At 71.5% G+C, this 16124-nt stretch carries 15 protein-coding genes and 1 tRNA gene; 6 read left to right on the forward strand and 10 right to left on the reverse strand.

Features of this window, described 5'->3' with window-relative positions:
* Positions 1-141: 141 nt before the first annotated feature.
* A complete protein-coding gene (locus ABXJ52_RS07245) occupies positions 142-1191 on the reverse strand; it encodes an LLM class F420-dependent oxidoreductase (protein WP_367040258.1) in 1050 nt (349 codons plus the stop codon).
* Between the two features lie 174 nt (positions 1192-1365).
* Here ABXJ52_RS07245 and ABXJ52_RS07250 point away from each other — a divergent pair, with 174 nt between their 5' ends.
* Positions 1366-2346 carry an aldo/keto reductase gene (locus ABXJ52_RS07250; protein ID WP_367040260.1) on the forward strand — a complete coding sequence of 327 codons (981 nt, stop codon included), beginning with the start codon at positions 1366-1368 and terminating at the stop codon, positions 2344-2346.
* Entirely contained in the window at positions 2343-4832 is a 2490-nt protein-coding gene (locus tag ABXJ52_RS07255; protein ID WP_367040261.1) for a helix-hairpin-helix domain-containing protein, read from the forward strand. The genes ABXJ52_RS07250 and ABXJ52_RS07255 overlap by 4 nt, the downstream gene beginning before the upstream one ends.
* A 66-nt stretch (positions 4833-4898) precedes the next feature.
* On the opposite strand, the gene ABXJ52_RS07260 is transcribed toward ABXJ52_RS07255, so the two are convergent.
* Complete coding sequence (locus tag ABXJ52_RS07260; RefSeq protein WP_367040262.1) at positions 4899-5681, reverse strand: hypothetical protein; 783 nt, start codon at positions 5679-5681, stop codon at positions 4899-4901.
* A gap of 47 nt (positions 5682-5728) precedes the next feature.
* On the opposite strand from ABXJ52_RS07260, the gene ABXJ52_RS07265 reads away from it, so the two are divergent.
* Positions 5729-5917, forward strand: a complete 189-nt coding sequence (locus tag ABXJ52_RS07265) for a DUF5703 family protein (protein ID WP_055544534.1) — start codon at positions 5729-5731, stop codon at positions 5915-5917.
* 87 nt (positions 5918-6004) lie between these two features.
* On the opposite strand, the gene ABXJ52_RS07270 is transcribed toward ABXJ52_RS07265, so the two are convergent.
* The 3 genes from ABXJ52_RS07270 to ABXJ52_RS07280 all read right to left on the reverse strand — a co-directional run bounded on the left by ABXJ52_RS07270 (position 6005) and on the right by ABXJ52_RS07280 (position 8658).
* The gene (locus ABXJ52_RS07270; protein ID WP_367040263.1) at positions 6005-6748 is read right to left on the reverse strand and encodes a chaplin family protein; all 744 of its coding nucleotides are present in this window, start codon (positions 6746-6748) and stop codon (positions 6005-6007) included.
* Positions 6749-6887: 139 nt separating this feature from the next.
* Positions 6888-7121 (reverse strand): chaplin ChpH, encoded by a 234-nt coding sequence (gene chpH / locus ABXJ52_RS07275; protein WP_367040265.1) that lies wholly within the window; start codon positions 7119-7121, stop codon positions 6888-6890.
* Between the two features lie 184 nt (positions 7122-7305).
* The gene (locus ABXJ52_RS07280) at positions 7306-8658 is read right to left on the reverse strand and encodes a M20/M25/M40 family metallo-hydrolase (protein ID WP_367040266.1); all 1353 of its coding nucleotides are present in this window, start codon (positions 8656-8658) and stop codon (positions 7306-7308) included.
* Positions 8659-8839: 181 nt separating this feature from the next.
* Here ABXJ52_RS07280 and ABXJ52_RS07285 point away from each other — a divergent pair.
* Positions 8840-8927 (forward strand) — tRNA-Leu (locus ABXJ52_RS07285).
* Positions 8928-9013: 86 nt separating this feature from the next.
* Here the strand turns inward: ABXJ52_RS07285 and ABXJ52_RS07290 are convergent.
* The 3 genes from ABXJ52_RS07290 to ABXJ52_RS07300 form a co-directional block, all read right to left on the reverse strand.
* Positions 9014-9814 (reverse strand): SAM-dependent methyltransferase, encoded by an 801-nt coding sequence (locus ABXJ52_RS07290; protein WP_367040268.1) that lies wholly within the window; start codon positions 9812-9814, stop codon positions 9014-9016.
* A 281-nt stretch (positions 9815-10095) separates the two neighbouring features.
* Positions 10096-10497 carry a YchJ family protein gene (locus ABXJ52_RS07295; RefSeq protein ID WP_367040270.1) on the reverse strand — a complete coding sequence of 134 codons (402 nt, stop codon included), beginning with the start codon at positions 10495-10497 and terminating at the stop codon, positions 10096-10098.
* Positions 10498-10533: 36 nt separating this feature from the next.
* On the reverse strand, positions 10534-11235 hold the full coding sequence (locus tag ABXJ52_RS07300; protein ID WP_367040271.1) for an FCD domain-containing protein: 702 nt from the start codon (positions 11233-11235) through the stop codon (positions 10534-10536).
* Between the two features lie 207 nt (positions 11236-11442).
* Here ABXJ52_RS07300 and ABXJ52_RS07305 point away from each other — a divergent pair, with 207 nt between their 5' ends.
* The gene (locus ABXJ52_RS07305) at positions 11443-11952 is read left to right on the forward strand and encodes a gluconokinase (RefSeq protein ID WP_367040273.1); all 510 of its coding nucleotides are present in this window, start codon (positions 11443-11445) and stop codon (positions 11950-11952) included.
* A 48-nt stretch (positions 11953-12000) separates the two neighbouring features.
* Positions 12001-13398, forward strand: a complete 1398-nt coding sequence (locus tag ABXJ52_RS07310; protein ID WP_367040274.1) for a gluconate:H+ symporter — start codon at positions 12001-12003, stop codon at positions 13396-13398.
* Positions 13399-13460: 62 nt separating this feature from the next.
* On the opposite strand, the gene ABXJ52_RS07315 is transcribed toward ABXJ52_RS07310, so the two are convergent.
* Both ABXJ52_RS07315 and ABXJ52_RS07320 read right to left on the reverse strand, forming a co-directional pair.
* Entirely contained in the window at positions 13461-15053 is a 1593-nt protein-coding gene (locus ABXJ52_RS07315; protein ID WP_367040275.1) for an APC family permease, read from the reverse strand.
* A 42-nt stretch (positions 15054-15095) separates the two neighbouring features.
* Complete coding sequence (locus ABXJ52_RS07320) at positions 15096-16055, reverse strand: hypothetical protein (protein WP_367040277.1); 960 nt, start codon at positions 16053-16055, stop codon at positions 15096-15098.
* Positions 16056-16124 lie beyond the last annotated feature (69 nt).

Below are 16124 nucleotides of genomic sequence, written 5' to 3' on the forward strand. Positions count from 1 at the left end.
CCGCCGAACGAAGGACAGTTGCCCACGGGCGGGGCCGTAACCGAGGGGCGCCGTGACGCGTTGTGTCCCGTGACGGCCGTGGCGGGGAAGACCCCCGAGCCCCCACCACGGCCGCAGAACTTCTCCTCCGGGTTACTCCGGTTACGCCAGGCCGGCGCGCTCCAGGGCCTGGGTCCCCGCGCGCAGGGCCGCGATCCGCTCATCCAGCGTGAAGCCGGCCGGCGCCAGCGTCAGAGTGGTGGCCCCGGCGGCCGCGTAGGCCTGCATCCGGTCGGCGATACGGTCCACGGAGCCGAGCAGCGTGGTCGAGTCGATCAGCTCGCGCGGCACGGCGGCCGCCGCGCCCTCCTTGTCGCCGGACAGGTACTTGTCCTGGATCTCGGCCGCTTCCTTCTCGTAGCCCATGCGCTGGGCGAGCTGGTTGTAGAAGTTCTGCTTCCGGCTGCCCATGCCGCCCACGTAGAGGGCGGTGTACGGGCGGAACATGTCCGCGAGGCCGCTGACGTCGTCGCCCACGGCGAGCGGCACCGTCGGGACGACGTCGAAGCCGTCCATCGTCCTGCCCGCCTTCTCGCGCCCCGCGCGCAGGTGACGGATCGCGGTCTCCTCCAGGTGCTCGGCGGCGGGGAAGATCAGCAGGGCGCCGTCGGCGATCTCGCCGGTCTGCTCCAGGTTCTTGGGGCCGATCGCGGCGATGTAGAGCGGGATGTGCTCGCGCTGCGGGTGGACGGTGAGCTTGATGGGCTTGCCCGGTCCGTCCGGCAGCGGGAGCGTCCAGTGCTCGCCCTCGTAGCTGAGGCGCTCGCGCGTCATCGCCTTGCGGACGATCTCGACGTACTCGCGGGTGCGGGCGAGCGGCTTGTCGAACTTGACGCCGTACCAGCCCTCGGAGACCTGCGGGCCTGAGACGCCGAGGCCGAGGCGGAAGCGGCCGCCGGAGAGCGAGTCGAGCGTGGCGGCCGTCATGGCGGTCATCGCGGGCTGCCGGGCCGGGATCTGGAAGATCGCGGATCCGATGTCGATGCGTTCGGTCTGCGCGGCCACCCAGGACAGCACCGTCGCGGCGTCCGAGCCGTAGGCCTCGGCGGCCCAGCAGACCGCGTAGCCGAGCTTGTCGGCCTCCTTGGCGACGGCGAGGTTGTCCGCGTCCATCCCCGCGCCCCAGTAGCCGAGGTTGATCCCGAGCTGCATGGCCGAATCCCCTTACTGAGCAGTAACGTCCTTGTGCCGGGGACTGTAGCGCGTGGGTGCGGCGTCCGTCAGCGGCGGGCGTGCGGGTGGCCGGGGGTCGTCGAGTTCTCCACAGTCACGGGTTTGTCCACAGCCCCTCACGCCGCTGGAGCACGGCCAGTAATCTCAGCGCCCATGGAGCAGAGGCATCTCGGCCGTACCGGCCTTCGCGTGTCCCGGATCGGACTCGGCACCCTCACCTGGGGGCACACCCAGGAGAGCGACGCCGCCGATCTGTTGAAGGTGTTCTGGGAAGCGGGCGGCAGCCTCATCGACACAGCTGATGTGTACGGCGACGGGGAGGCCGAGTATCTGCTCGGCCGTCTCATAGAACGGCTCGTGCCGCGGCGCGATCTGGTCATCGCGACCAAGGCGGGCAGCGTGCCCGACCCCGACCGGCGCTTCGACGGCTCGCGGGGCCACCTCCTCTCCGCGCTCGACGCCTCCCTGGCCCGCCTGGGCACGGAGTACGTGGACCTGTGGCAGCTGCACGCCTTCGACCCCTGCACGCCCCTGGACGAGACGCTCCAGGCCCTGGACATCGCCGTCAGCAGCGGCCGGGCACGCTACGCGGGCATCTCGAACTTCTCCGGCTGGCAGCTCGCCAAGGCGGCGACGTGGCAGCTCGCCGCCCCGGGGACACGGACCCGCCTGGCCAGTACACAGATGGAGTACTCCCTGCTGCAGCGCGGCGTCGAGCGGGAGTTGCTGCCCGCGGCGATGGACCTCGGCGTGGGGCTGCTGCCCTCGTCGCCGCTCGGCCGCGGCGTGCTCACCGGCAAGTACCGCCACTCCACCCCGGCCGACTCGCGCGGCGGCTCCGAGCACCTCGCGCCGTTCGTCGCGCCCTATCTCGACGAGACCGCGAGCCGCGTCGTCGACGCGGTCGCCACGGCGGCGGACGGCCTCGCGGCCACGCCCCTCCAAGTCGCCCTCGCCTGGGTGCGCGACCGCCCAGGAGTCACCGCGCCGATCGTCGGCGCGCGCAACGCGCAGCAGCTCACGGCCGCGTTGTCAGTGGAGACCCTTAGTCTTCCTGACGAGATCTGCCAGGCGCTCGACGACGTGTCGGCGCCCGTGCACCGCTACCCCGATCAGGACTGGAGCACGCTGTGAGTACGGAGCCGGAAACCGCTGCCGCGGAGGAAGCGGAGGGGGCCGCCGCCGCGGAGGCTGACGGGGCAGGCGCCGCGGAGGCGGCCGGGGCGGGGACGCCGGAGGCCGAGGGCGCGGCAGGCACCGCCGGGTCCGACGGGGCAGCCGAAGCGGGCGGCTCTGCCGGAAGTGACGCGCGCACCGCTGCCGCTGCGGAGGCGGACGGGGCCGGGACGCCGGCCGAGGGCGTGGCAGGCACCGCCGGGTCCGACGGGGCAGCCGAAGCGGGCGGCTCCGACGGGGCAGCCGAAGCGGGCGGGTCCGACGGGGCTGTCGAAGCGGGCGGCTCCGGCGAGGGAGCCTCGGCTGACGGCTCCGGCGGGCCTGAGGGTGCCGGTGGTAGCGATGCCGCCGCCGAGAGCAAGGAGCTCTCCGAGAGCGAGGCGGAGATCGCCGCCCAGCGGGAGCTTCAGGAGCGGATCGCCGAGCGGAAGGCCGCCAAGCAGGGGCCGGTGGACGCCGGGGCCAAGCTCAGCGGCAAGGCCGCCGATCTGCTGGCTGCCGTACGCGCGGTGGAGAGCGGGGAGAAGCCCGTCGCCAGCGCCTTCAGCGAGCCCGGACCCGCGCCCCGCAGGACCGCGCCGGAACCGGTGCGGCGGCCTCAGCCCGCCGTGGCGGCCGCATCGGGCCCCGGCGACGAAGCCGTGGAGGCGGTCCGTGCCGTGCTCGCCGACGGAGGGGCGCCCCCCACCCTCGCCGCACGGACGGCTGCCGTGCTCGGCGAAGGCGCCGACGCCCGACTGCGCGACGATCCCTGGCAGTTGCTGTGGGTCGGCGGAGTGCGCACGGAGCAGGCCGACGGCTTCGCGCGGGCGCTGCTCGGCGCGGAGTGCGGCCCCGACGACGAGCGCAGGGGACGCGCGGTCACCGCCTGGCTCCTGGAGCAGGCGGCCGTCGCGGGGCACACGGCCCTGGACGCGGCGGCGCTCACCGCGGCGCTCGGACAGCGTGCCGTGCCCGATCCGGACGCGGCGGTGCAGAGCGCCATCGCGGAGGGCGACATCCTGGTCTTCCAGGACGCCATCGAGACACCCGGAGCGCCGGCCCCCGTACGGGAAGAGGGCGACGGCGAGGGTGAGGAGACCGAGCAGCCGGTCCGCGTCCTGGTCGGCCTCGAGCAGTACGCCCTCGCGGAGGAGAGCCTCGCCGACGGCCTCGCCCGGGTGATCAATTCCCTGCCGAAGGACGAGGCTTCGGGCCCGCAGGCCGCGGCATGGGAGTCCACGGCGGCCGGTGCGTCCGGTTCCACCGCCGAGCTGATCCGCGCGGTGGCCGGTCACGGCCTGGTCCTGCACACCGGCGGCGAGGCGGCACGCGCCGAGCCCGCCGCGCTGGTAAGGGCCGCCACGGGACTCGGCCTGCGGGCGTGGGCGGCCACGCACAGCTCCGCGGGCCGCCGGCACATCGCCCGGCTCACGGGCTCGGACGAGACGGGCACGGGCGAGACGGGCCCGGACGAGACGGGCCCGGGCGAAGGGCGCCCGGACGAGACGGGCGCCGTGACCGTGGCGGGGCTGCTCTCCGGGGCCGAAGGCCCGGGGCGGGACAGTGACGGAGCACTCGCCCTCGACCTCCTGGTGGTCCTCGACGCACCGCAACTGGACGTGGAGAGCGCCGCGATGCTGGTGGAGTCCCTGCCTGACGGCGCCCGCCTGGTCCTGAGCGGCGATCCGGGAGTGCTGTGGTCGGCGGGGCCCGGCCGGGTCTTCGCGGACCTCCTCGCGGCGCGCTGCTGCCCCCAGGTCGTCTCGCGCGTCCCGGACCCCGGCCCCATCGGAGAGCTCGTCTCCGGCATCGGCATCGGCGAGCTGAACCAGGTGGAGGCGCCGGGCAAGGAAGTCGTGATCGTCCCCGTGCGCGACGCGGGCGAGGCGGTCCACCGCACGGTGCAGCTCGTGGCGGACTCGGTGCCGCGGGCGATCGGGGTGCCCACGGAGGACACCCAGGTGATCACTCCTGGGCACGGCGGCGCGGCGGGCACGCGCGCGTTGAACACCGCGCTCAAGGAGCGGCTGAACCCCGGCCCCGGCCGGTTCGGCGGCTTCGACCCCGGCGACCGCGTCGCCCACGTCCCGGCGCCCGGGCGCACGACGCTGGGCCGCGTCCTGCGGGCCGACGCGCAGGGGCTGCACCTGGAGTGTGACGGCGCCCCCGTGGTCGTACCGAAGGAGCAGGTGGAGCAGACGGTGCGGCACGCCTGGGCGCTCACCGCGCACCAGGCAGTCGGCCTGAGCTGGCCCGCGGCGGTCGTGGTGCTGCCCGGCGACGCTACGGCGGCCTTGAGCAGGCCGTGGGTCTACACCGCGTTCAGCCGCGGCGAGCGGCACCTCTCGGTGGTCCAGGGAGCCGAGCAGGCGCTGCCGCGCGCGGTGGCGGAGATCCCCGCGAAGGCCCGCACGACGCGCCTCCAGACCCTCCTGCGCCCCCAGGTCCCCGCCACGGCCTGAGGTGTGCCGTCCCGCGACTCCGGGTGACCGCCCTGACCGGCGGCACCCGGAAAAGCGCTGCGGGGATCAGCGATCCGCGTCCAGAGGGCTCCGGTCGTCCTCGATGTCGATCACGTCCACCTCGTCCACCTCGTCGGCGTCGTCGGCGTCATGGAGTTCCTCAAGGACCGCCACGGCGTCCCGGTCGACGCGGACGCGGACTCCGGAGTCGATCCCGTCGTCGTCCGGGTCGTCGTCGAAGACCGCGCTGACGTCGAACCGGCACACGACGTGGTACGGGTCCGCGTGGTCGAAGGGGGCGTCCAGCCACTCCCCGGGCTCGGCGGGCTCGTCCGCCGCGGTGACCCAGAGCGTGGAGTCACCCTCCTCCAGACCGAACTCCTTGTGCCGGGAGGCGATTTCGTCCGGTTCGAACTCCCCGAAGAGAACGCCGAGCGCGGTGTGCACGCTGCTGCCGGCCGCCGCTGCCGCGGGGCTCTCGCCCGCCGTGCCCGAGTCGAGGTCCGCGATCCGCTGGGCCTGCGCGCGGAGCCGCTGCGGCTCCGCCACGGCGTAGTCCCTGCGGATCAGCACGCTGAGGGCGTTCGCCTCCTCCGGGCCCTGGTACGGGGGCAGCACACCGCTGTCCGAGGCGGGGATCTCGAAGGGGGTGACCTCGTCGTAGCGGTCGTAGAGGAGCTCGTCGTACTCCTCGGCCGCGGCGGCAAGCTCGTTGAACGCTTCGTAGACGGCCGGGTCGTCCTCGCCCGTCCTGCGTTCGACCGCGGCAAGGTGACGGTCGAGCGCGGTCTTGACCGCCTCGGCGGCGGCGCGTACCTCGGCAGCGGTGGGCTGCGCAGCATCAGACATAGTGCAGACGCTATCCGTACTGGCCCGGTACTTGCACAATAGATGCGATGCCGGAATACGAATTTGTCGACGTGTATGTGCCGCGCGGGGTGACCCGCAAGGAAGCGACGCGCCTGCTGACGGACCACGCGGAGTACGGACACTGGGAGTTGGACCGCCTGAGCCTGCACTCGGACGGCAGCCGCAGAGTGCGGCTGAAGCGGCGGATCATCCGCCAGCTGCGGGCCACCTGGTGAAGTGACCGAACGAGCACGGAGGGTGCCCCGACCAGGCGGGGCACCCTCCGTTCTCCGTACCCGATGAGGTGGCTGCACGCCCCCCGATCAGGCGGCCGACCGCGACCTGCGGTACAGCACCGTGCCCGCGAGCAGCATGCCCGCGCCCACCGGAAGCACGACACCGACCGGCAGCTCGCCGCCCGTCGCCGCGAGCGTCTCCGAGCCCTTGGGCTGCGCGACGGTCTGCGCCTCCGGCTGGTTCGGCATGGCCCGGTCGTCCACCGGCTTCACACCCGGAGTCTCCGGCTGTCCGGGGTTCCCCGGCGTCTCCGGCTTCTCCTCCTGGCCGCCCGGCGGCCGCTCGGGCTTCGTGGGCGGCTTCTCGCTGCCCGGAGGGGTTGCATCGCCCGAGTCGTTGACGCAGTCGTTGCCGCCGGTCGCGTTGCCGAGACCGCCGATGGTGACGCTGTTGCCGCAGACGTTGACCGGCACATCGACCGGCAGCTGTACGTTGTTGCCCGAGCCGACACCGGGCGAGTCACTGGTGTGCCCGTCCGCCGACGAACCGCCGCCCGAGGGCTTGCCGGGGCCGCTCTCGCCGTCGTCGGAGGTGTTGGCGCAGTTGTTGCCCATCGCGGGGTTGAGCACCCCGACGACGTTGACGCTGTTGCCGCAGACGTTCACCGGCACGTCGACCGGGAGCTGGACCGAGTTGCCGGACAGCACGCCCGGAGAATCCGATGCACCCCCGCGGGCGCCCGAGTCGGCTTGCGCGTATCCACCGCTGATGGCGAGCACGCCCGTCGCGGCCGCAACCGTGATCAGGCCTTTACGAGTGACCTGTCGCATAGGTTTTCCCTGCCTTGTGACTTCAGGAATGCGTGCGCGCCTCGGGGCGCGCACACGGAAATGCCCGAAGGCCCCGGAGTGCATGGCGTGCACTCCGGGGCCCAGGACTCAGACCCTCATGGGGTGAGGCACTGCAACGTCACTTGTTGACGCAGGTGTTGCCGAAGGCGGGGTTCAGCAGCCCGATCACGGAGACCGTGTTGCCACAGGCGTTCACCGGCACGTGCACCGGCACCTGGACCACGTTGCCCGAGAGCACACCGGGGGACTTCACGGCGGCACCCTGAGCACCGGCGTCGGCAGCGGCGATGCCCGCACCCGCGAGCACGAGACCACCAGTTGCAGCCGCAGCAGCGACGATCTTCTTGATCATTATTCCTCCTTGTTGGCAATGCGATCCCAGCCGCGGACCGCACCACCTGTAACGAGGAGGAGGTGACGGGGCTACGAGCGTATGGTCCCTTTCACTCTTTTCAGTCAAGTACGCACGCGCTGACGATTATTGGAGTTTCGTTTCAGCACGCATTTCCGTCACGCGGGGGCGCACGGACCGGCGTTCAGGACGCGTCGATGAAACGGTCGAGCACGCGCACACCGAACTTCAGGCCGTCCACCGGCACCCGCTCGTCCACGCCGTGGAACATGCCCGCGAAGTCCAGCTCCGGCGGCAGCTTCAGCGGCGCGAAGCCGAAGCCGCGGATGCCGAGGTCGTCGAAGGACTTGGCGTCGGTGCCCGCGGAGAGCATGTACGGCACGGCGCGGGCGATCGGGTCCTCGGCCCGGAGCGCCGTCTGCATGGCGTCGACGAGCGCGCCGTCGAAGGTGGTCTCCAGGGCCTTGTCCGCGTGCACGTCCGTGCGCTTGACGTGCGGGCCGAGCAGCCGGTCCAGGTCGGCGAGGAACTCCTCCTCGTATCCGGGCAGGAAGCGCCCGTCGACGTGCGCCGTCGCCTGGCCCGGGATGACGTTGACCTTGTAGCCCGCGCCCAGCTGGGTCGGGTTGGCGGTGTTCTGCAGCGATGCGCCGATGAGCTTGGCGATGCCGCCGAGCTTGGCGAGCGTCTCGTCCATGTTCTCGGGGTCGAGTTCGGTGCCGAGCGCGTCGCCGAGCTCGTCCAGGAAGTGCCGCAGCGTCTTCGTCACCCGCACCGGGAACTTGTGCCGCCCCAACCGGCCCACGGCCTCGGACAGTTCGGTGATGGCGTTGTCCTTGTGGATCATCGAACCGTGGCCCGCGGTACCGTCCACGGTCAGCTTCATCCAGTGCATGCCCTTCTGGGCCGTCTCGATGAGGTAGAGCCGCAGGTCCTCGTTGACCTGGAAGGAGAAGCCGCCGACCTCGCTGATGGCCTCCGTGACGCCCTCGAAGAGCTCCGGGTGGTTGTCGACGAGATAGCGCGCGCCGTACGTGCCGCCGGCCTCCTCGTCGGCCATGAAGGACAGCACGATGTCGCGCGGGGGCTTGCGGCCGGTGCGCATGCGCTCGCGCACGACCGCGAGGGTCATCGCGTCCATGTCCTTCATGTCGACGGCGCCACGGCCCCATACGCAGCCGTCCGCGATCTCCCCGGAGAAGGGGTGGTGCGTCCAGTCCTGCGCGTTGGCCGGTACGACGTCGGTGTGGCCGTGGATGAGCAGAGCGGGCCGGGAGCGGTCCTCGCCCTCGATGCGGGCCACCGTGGAGGCGCGGCCGGGGTGCGACTCGAAGATCCGCGGTTCGAGCCCCACCTCGGCGAGCTTCTCCGCGACGTACTCGGCGGCCTTGCGCTCCCCCGGGCCCGAGTGATCGCCGTAGTTGCTCGTGTCGATGCGGATCAGATCGCGGCAGAGATCGACGACCTCGTCCTCACCGGTGACGGCCCGCGACCGGTCCGCGTCGCCCGCCCTGTCGGCCCTGCTCGACTCGCTCACGATGGTTCCTCCCGCTATCGCTGCTGGTGGTCCTCCTCATCCTCCCGCGTCCCCCCTCCGACCCCCAAGGCCGGGCACCCGCCGTCGTGCGACGTTCACGCTCCTGACCTGTGTGATCAGAGGCCCTCGAATGTTTGCTATGGTTTTCCACGTCGCCGCGGGAAACCGCGACAGACCACCGGTCCGGGTGGCGGAATGGCAGACGCGCTAGCTTGAGGTGCTAGTGCCCTTTATCGGGCGTGGGGGTTCAAGTCCCCCCTCGGACACCAACGATGCAGTACAAATGCGCTGGTCGGGAGAGATCCCGGCCGGCGCTTTGCGTTGCCCGGGGGGCGCCCCCGGGCAACGCGGCGGGTCAGGGCTTACGTGCCACGGCCCCGTACATGGCGATGGCACGGTCGTCGATGCCGTCCTGCTCGGGTCCCGGCCGCCACTTGTGGACCTGGGTGACTCCGGGGCCGACCAGGTCCATCCCGTCGAAGAGGGAGGTGGCTGTCGGCAGGTCCCGCAGCGCCATGGGCATGCCCTGCTGGGCGTACTCCTCGGCGACCCGGCCGACCTCCTCGGGTGCGAAGTCGGCGGTGCCGATGGTCATGGCCAGGAAGCTGCCCGACGGCAGCGGTTCGAGCAGCCGCTGAACCAGACGCCGGTCGTCCGGCGGCAGGATGAAGTGGAGGATCCCGATGATCATCAGGCCCACGGGCTCGTTCACGTCGATCAGCGCACGGAATTCGGGACTGCCCAGGATGGCTTCCGGGTCGTGCATGTCGGCGTCGACGTAGGCGGTCGCTCCCTCGGACGAGCCCTGCAGGAGCGCGCGGGCGTGCGCCAGGACGATGGGGTCGTTGTCGACGTAGACGACACGGGACTCGGGCGCCACCTCCTGCACCACCTCGTGCAGGTTGGGGGCCGTGGGCAGGCCGGTACCGATGTCGAGGAACTGGCGTACGCCCTGCTCCTGGGCGAGGTAGCGCCCGGCACGGTGCATGAACCGCCTGTTCTCCAGCATGTGCACGGGCAGCGCGGGCCAGTGCTCACACATGGCGTCGCCTGCCTCCGCGTCGACAAGGTAGTGGTCCTTGCCTCCCAGGATGTAGTCGTACACCCGCGCCGAATGCGCGGTCGAGGTGTCGATCCGATCGCCTGCGCTGTCCATGGGCCCGCTCCGCTCTTCACCGCCGACAAGGTCTTCAGACGCTACATCGGCCCGAACCGCCGATCGAACAGCCCGACACCGTCGGGGGTTTCACCCGGGGCCCTCGGCGAGCCTCGCACGCAGGCGTACGGGACGGGTGGGCTCGGCCCTGTGTCGCGGCCTCGAACAGGCAGGCCGGCAGCGGTATTTGGGCCCGTCGGCGGGCCGCGGTGATGGTGTGATGTGGTGCGGGTGATCGTCCGTGAGTCCCCCTGGGGCCTCCACGGAGGCGGCGAGGCTCGCTAGTCGATGAAGGCCCCGTCGACGTACACCCAGGCCCCGTCGAGCCGCTCGAACCGGCTCCGCTCGTGGAGGGCCTCCTTGCGGCCCCCGTCGGTGTAGCGGGCCCGGAACTCGACGGTCCCGGTGGTGTGGAACGCGGTGCCGTCCGCCGTGTCCAGGATCTCCAGGCCGGTCCAGCGAAGCCCCGGGTCGAACTCCACGCGGGGCGGCCGGGTGCGCGGGTGCCAGGTGCGCAGGAGGTACGCCTCGTCCTTGACGACGAAGGCGCAGTAGCGGGAGCGCATCAGCTCCTCGGGCACGCCGGCCGCGGCCTCACCCCGGTGCAGCCGCCCGCAGCACTTCTCGTACGGCTCGGGGAGGCCGCAGGGGCAGGACTTGGCGGCGGGGGCACGTCGTGACATGCGGACCATTGTCCCCCGGCGGGAGGGGGCGATCAGCTACGGGGCGAGGATGTCCAGCTCGTGCAGCGCACCCACGGCGATCTCCCGTGTCAGCTCCTCCGCCCGCGCCGCGTCGCCCTCGCGCACCGCCTCCGCGAGCCTGACGTGCAGGGTGACGGCCGCCGGGTCCGGGTCCTCGAACATGACCTGGTGGTGGGTGCGGCCCGCGAGGACCTCGGCGACGACGTCACCGAGGCGGGCGAACATCTCGTTGCCGGACGCGTTCAGGACGATGCGGTGGAAGTTGATGTCGTGGAAGAGGTAGCCCTCCAGCTGCTGGCCCCGCGAGGTGGCGACCATGCCGAGGGCGCACTCGGTGAGGGCCGCACACTGCTCGGGGGTGGCGTGCTGGGCGGCGAGCCCGGCGGCCGCCGGTTCGATCGCCGAGCGCAGGACCGTGAGGGAGCGCAGCTGGCGCGGCCGGTCGGCGCCGGCCAGACGCCACCGGATGACCTGGGGGTCGTAGACGTTCCACTCCTCGGTGGGCCGCACGGTCACGCCGACGCGGCGGCGGGACTCGACCAGGTGCATGGACTCCAGGACCCGCACCGCCTCGCGCACGACGGAGCGGGACACCTCGAAGCGCTGGGCCAGCTCGTCCGTGCGCAACACGCTGCCCGGCGGGTACTCGCCGCCGGTGATGGCGGGCCCGAGGCTTTCCAGTACGCGAGCGTGCAGCCCACGGGCCTGATCGGTCATGTCGTCAGGGTATGTGGGGACCCTCGGGAACAAAAAGTCAGACTTTTGTGTCACACCCTCTTGAATTTGTCGGACCTAATGGGTTTCAGTGACGTGAACGAGCCACGGGTCTCCCCCGTCCCGTGGCTCGTTCCGGACCGACGGCTCGTACCGGACCGACGGCTCGTTTCGGACCGATGTCGAAGAAGACAGCGAGGCAGGACAGCGATGAGCACCCCCCACGTCGTCGTGGTCATGGGCGTGGCAGGAACCGGCAAGACAACGATCGGCCCCCTGCTCGCAGCACAGCTCGGCGTCCCCTACGCCGAGGGCGACGACTTCCACCCCCCGGCGAACATCGCCAAGATGTCGGCCGGGACCCCGCTGACCGACGACGACCGCTGGCCGTGGCTCGACGCCATCGGCGCCTGGGCCCACGGCAGGGCCGGGCTCGGCGGTGTGGTCAGCAGCTCGGCGCTCAAGCGCGCCTATCGCGACCGGCTGCGGGCCGCGGCCCCCGGCGTCGTCTTCGTCCACCTCACCGGTGACCGGGCCCTCATCGAGGACCGGATGTCCCACCGGCAGGGCCACTTCATGCCGACGGCCCTGCTCGACTCGCAGTTCGCCACGCTGCAGCCGCTCGGCGCGGACGAGGCGGGCGTCGCGGTCGACGTCACCGGCAGTCCGGAAGAGATCAGCGAGCGGGCCTTCGCGGCGCTCGGCCGGCTCGACCAGTAGTTCCCCTGTCCCCCGCACCCCCCACCCCTGACGTACAAGGAAGCCACCGTGACCAGTCTCAGCGTTGAGATGCTGGCAGCGGACGCCGCCGAGCCGATCACCTCCGCTGGCCATGCCCAGCTGGGTATCGCCGTCCTCGCGGGCATCGCCGTCATCGTCCTGCTCATCACGAAGTTCAAGCTGCACGCGTTCCTGGCCCTGACCATCGGTTCGCTCGCCCTCGGCGCCTTCGCCGGCGCACCGCTCGACAAGGCGATCGTCAGTTTCACCGAGGGTCTCGGTTCGACGGTCGCGGGCGTGGGTGTGCTGATCGCGCTCGGCGCGATCCTCGGCAAGCTGCTGGCCGACTCGGGCGGCGCGGACCAGATCGTCGACACGATCCTCGCCAAGGCGGGCGGGCGCTCGATGCCGTGGGCGATGGTGCTGATCGCCTCGGTGATCGGGCTTCCGCTCTTCTTCGAGGTCGGCATCGTGCTGCTGATCCCGGTCGTCCTGATGGTCGCCAAGCGCGGCAACTACTCGCTGATGCGGATCGGCATCCCGGCCCTGGCCGGTCTCTCCGTGATGCACGGCCTCATCCCGCCGCACCCCGGTCCGCTGGTCGCGATCGACGCGGTGGACGCGAACCTGGGCGTCACCCTCGCCCTCGGCGTGCTCGTCGCCATCCCCACGGTGATCATCGCCGGTCCCGTCTTCTCGAAGTACGCGGCGAAGTGGGTGGACGTCGAGGCTCCCGAGAAGATGATGCCGCAGCGTCCTTCGGAGGACCTGGAGAAGCGTCCCGGGTTCGGCGTGACGGTCGCGACGGTGCTGCTGCCCGTCGTGATGATGCTGGCCAAGGCGCTGGTCGACATCATCGTCGACAACCCCGAGCACACGGTGCAGCGCGTCTTCGACGTCATCGGCTCACCGCTGATCGCGCTGCTCGCCGCGGTCCTCGTGGGCATGTTCACGCTGGGCCGGGCGGCAGGCTTCACGAAGGACCGTCTCTCGACGACGGTCGAGAAGTCGCTCGCGCCGATCGCCGGTGTGCTGATGATCGTGGGCGCGGGCGGCGGCTTCAAGCAGACCCTCATCGCGTCGGGTGTCGGTGAGATGGTCCTCGACATCTCCAAGGACTGGTCGATCCCGGCGCTGCTGCTCGCCTGGCTGATCGCCGTGGTGATACGCCTCGCCACGGGCTCCGCGACGGTGGCCACCATCTCGGCGGCGGGGCTCGTCGCTCCGCTGGCCGCGGACATGTCCACCGCGCACACGGCGCTTCTGGTGCTGGCCATCGGTGCGGGTTCGCTCTTCTTCTCGCACGTGAACGACGCGGGCTTCTGGCTGGTCAAGGAGTACTTCGGGCTTGACGTCGGGCAGACGATCAAGACCTGGTCCGTCATGGAGACGATCATCTCCGTGGTGGCGGGCGGTCTTGTCCTGCTGCTGTCACTCGTGTTGTAGCGCCGTACCCGACACCGAGAACGCCGGGCGGGCTGGATTCTCCAGCCCGCCCGGCGTTCTCGTCATGCGCGCCCTGATGCCTGGCCGGCCGGCTCCTCGGCCGCCTTCTCCAGCTGGAACGCCTCGTTGCCCAGGCCGATCCGCGCGTGCGCGTCCGGCCTGGCCCGGCGCAGGACCGCGCCGTAGATCACGCCGATCACGGCGGCGAGCAGGATGATGCCGGGCAGTACCCAGCTGAGCGCCGAGCCGGGGCCGGCGCCTACCAGGACGTCGAAGTCCTTGACGGTGTAGCCCGCGATGACGAGCAGGCCGGCCGCGGCGAGCGCGGACGCGGTGATGCGCCAGGCCTGGGCGCGCGCGGCGCCGCGTCGTACGAAGAAGACGATGACCGCGACGGACGCGGTGGCCATCAGGAGGATGACGCCGAGAGCGCCGATGTTGCCGCCCCAGGTGAACAGGTGCAGGACCGGCGCGGTCGGGTCGCCGAAGGCGCCGTCATCGGTGACCGCGAAGGCCACCACGATGACGACGGAGATGACCGTCTGGAGCAGGGAGCCGGTGCCGGGCGCGCCGGTGGAGGTGTTGGTCCTGCCGAACGCGGCGGGCAGCAGACCCTCGCGGCCCATGGCGAAGGCGTAGCGCGCGACCACGTTGTGGAAGGAGAGGATCGCCGCGAACATGCCGGTCACGAACAAGACATGGAGTACGTCGGTGAAGGTGCCGCCGAGCCGCGACTCGGTGAGCCCGAAGAGCAGCCCCGCGCTCTGTTCCCGCGCGGCGGGGACGATGCCGGAGGGGCCCGCCGCGACCGTGAGCGCCCAGGAGCTGATCGCGAAGAAGACCGCGACGAAGCCGACGGCGAAGAACATCACGCGGGCGACGACGACCTGGGGACGGCTGGTCTCCTCCGCGTACACGGGGGCCTGCTCGAAGCCGGTGAAGGCGGCGATGCAGAAGCAGAGCGAGGTGGCGACGCCCGCGCCCGTGAGGGTGTCGAAGTGGAACGCCTGCATGGACAGGCCTTCCTTGGCCGGGTCCGCGATGGCCGCGATGTCGAAGATGACGACGAGCGCCACCTCGATGAGCAGCAGCACGCCGAGCACGCGCGCGTTCAGGTCGATCTTCAGCCAGGCGAGCACGCCGACGACGGCGACGGTGACAAGTGCCGGTATCCACCAGGCGACTTCGACGTCGAAGTAGGTGTTCAGGAGCCCGGACACCTCGAAGCCGAGGAGGCCGTAGAGGCCCGCCTGAAGGACGCTGTAGGCGACGAGCGCGACCAGCGACGCACCGGCGCCCGCGGTGCCGCCGAGGCCCCTCGATATGTACGCGTAGAAGGCGCCCGCGTTGTGGACGTGACGGCTCATCTCGGCGTACCCGAAGCTGAACAGGCCGAGGACCACGCCGAGGATGAGGAAGAGCAGCGGCTGCCCGACGACCCCCATCACGCCGTACGTGGTGGGCATGACGCCCGCGACGACCATGAGCGGTCCGGTCGCCGCGAGCACGGAAAGGAGAAGGCCCGCCGTGCCGAGCCGGCCGGAGCGCAGGGCCGTCTCCTGGCCTTTGTACGTGCTGATCCCGCTGCCGTCGGCTGCGCCCTTCGCGCTCGCGGGTCTCGTGTCGCTCGTGCTGCTCGAACTGCCCGTCGCCATGGCGCGGTTGTCCTTTCGAGTGGGCCGGTTGGATGCGGTCTCTCAGGCGGAGCCGAGCGCGGCGTCGCGCGCGGCGGTGAACGCCTTGTACGGGTCCCGGTCGGGGTACGACCAGGGGGCTCGGGTCGCGTGCCGCCCGATGCGGTGGAAGAGGGCGGCGGCCTCGGCCGCCCGGCCCTCGCAGAACTTGGCGTGGGCGAGGAAGTTGAGGTCGACGTGGCCGCGCGGGTGGGTCGCGCTCACCGGCATCTCCCACTCCAGCCACCAGTCGAAGGCGGCCTTCATGACCTGCCGGGCGCGGCGTCCCGTCCAGTGTCCGGACGCCGCCGGGTCGACGGGCTCGCTGCCCGCGGCGGCGAGTACGCGGTAGCGCTCGGCGTGCGCGATGACGGGCAGGACCGCCAACGGCGAGTCGTCCGGCGCCTGTTCGGCCGCCCACGCGGCGAAGTCGTACACCTCGTGCAGCGGGTCCTGGCCCGCGGCGGGGCGCCGCTCGGCGAGCCTGGCCACCATCAGGTGGTGGGCGTGATGGTGCTCAGGATGCCGGTGGCGGACCTCGTCGAAGAGCCGCACCACGTCCTCCTCGCGGCCGAGCGAACGCTCCAGGGTGAGCAGCGCGAGCCACGGCGTGGGGTCGGCGGGCAGCAGCGCCGCCACTTCGCGGCAGGCCTCGCGCGCCTTCTCCGAGCGGCCCTTGCCGCGCAGCGCGAGGTGCACGGACGCATAGGCGAGCAGCACGCGGACATCGGTGCTCTCCGGCTCGGCGAGCCGCCAGTCACGGGCCCAGGCCGTGGTGGTGGGCTCCTGTGCGAGTACGTCGAACCGGTGGCCCCTGCGGTCCCAGTCGTCACCGGTGGCGGCGAGGAGGGCGCGGACCTCGGTCCAGCGGCCCTGGGCCAACGCGGTGCGGGCGTCGGCGAGTTCGGTGTCGTCGAGTGCGGAGTCGAAAACGTAGGCCGCTCGCTTGCGGGAACGGCCCAAGGGGGGTGGGGGTGGTGACACCGCGGGACTTCCTCCCCGGCGCGGCTCGCGTGCGGATGATCACGCACAGCAAAGCGGTAGGCAGCCCTC

This window comes from Streptomyces sp. Je 1-332 (assembly GCF_040730185.1).
Lineage (GTDB): Bacteria > Actinomycetota > Actinomycetes > Streptomycetales > Streptomycetaceae > Streptomyces.

Bases quoted from the DNA above. Each gene is read 5' to 3' on its own strand.
- ABXJ52_RS07245 (WP_367040258.1), bottom strand. From the start codon at position 1,191: ATGCAGCTCGGGATCAACCTCGGCTACTGGGGCGCGGGGATGGACGCG.
- ABXJ52_RS07300 (WP_367040271.1), bottom strand. From the start codon at position 11,235: ATGACCGATCAGGCCCGTGGGCTGCACGCTCGCGTACTGGAAAGCCTC.
- ABXJ52_RS07260 (WP_367040262.1), bottom strand. From the start codon at position 5,681: ATGTCTGATGCTGCGCAGCCCACCGCTGCCGAGGTACGCGCCGCCGCC.
- ABXJ52_RS07305 (WP_367040273.1), top strand. From the start codon at position 11,443: ATGAGCACCCCCCACGTCGTCGTGGTCATGGGCGTGGCAGGAACCGGC.
- ABXJ52_RS07315 (WP_367040275.1), bottom strand. From the start codon at position 15,053: ATGGCGACGGGCAGTTCGAGCAGCACGAGCGACACGAGACCCGCGAGC.
- ABXJ52_RS07265 (WP_055544534.1), top strand. From the start codon at position 5,729: ATGCCGGAATACGAATTTGTCGACGTGTATGTGCCGCGCGGGGTGACC.
- ABXJ52_RS07295 (WP_367040270.1), bottom strand. From the start codon at position 10,497: ATGTCACGACGTGCCCCCGCCGCCAAGTCCTGCCCCTGCGGCCTCCCC.
- ABXJ52_RS07290 (WP_367040268.1), bottom strand. From the start codon at position 9,814: ATGGACAGCGCAGGCGATCGGATCGACACCTCGACCGCGCATTCGGCG.
- chpH (WP_367040265.1), bottom strand. From the start codon at position 7,121: ATGATCAAGAAGATCGTCGCTGCTGCGGCTGCAACTGGTGGTCTCGTG.
- ABXJ52_RS07250 (WP_367040260.1), top strand. From the start codon at position 1,366: ATGGAGCAGAGGCATCTCGGCCGTACCGGCCTTCGCGTGTCCCGGATC.
- ABXJ52_RS07270 (WP_367040263.1), bottom strand. From the start codon at position 6,748: ATGCGACAGGTCACTCGTAAAGGCCTGATCACGGTTGCGGCCGCGACG.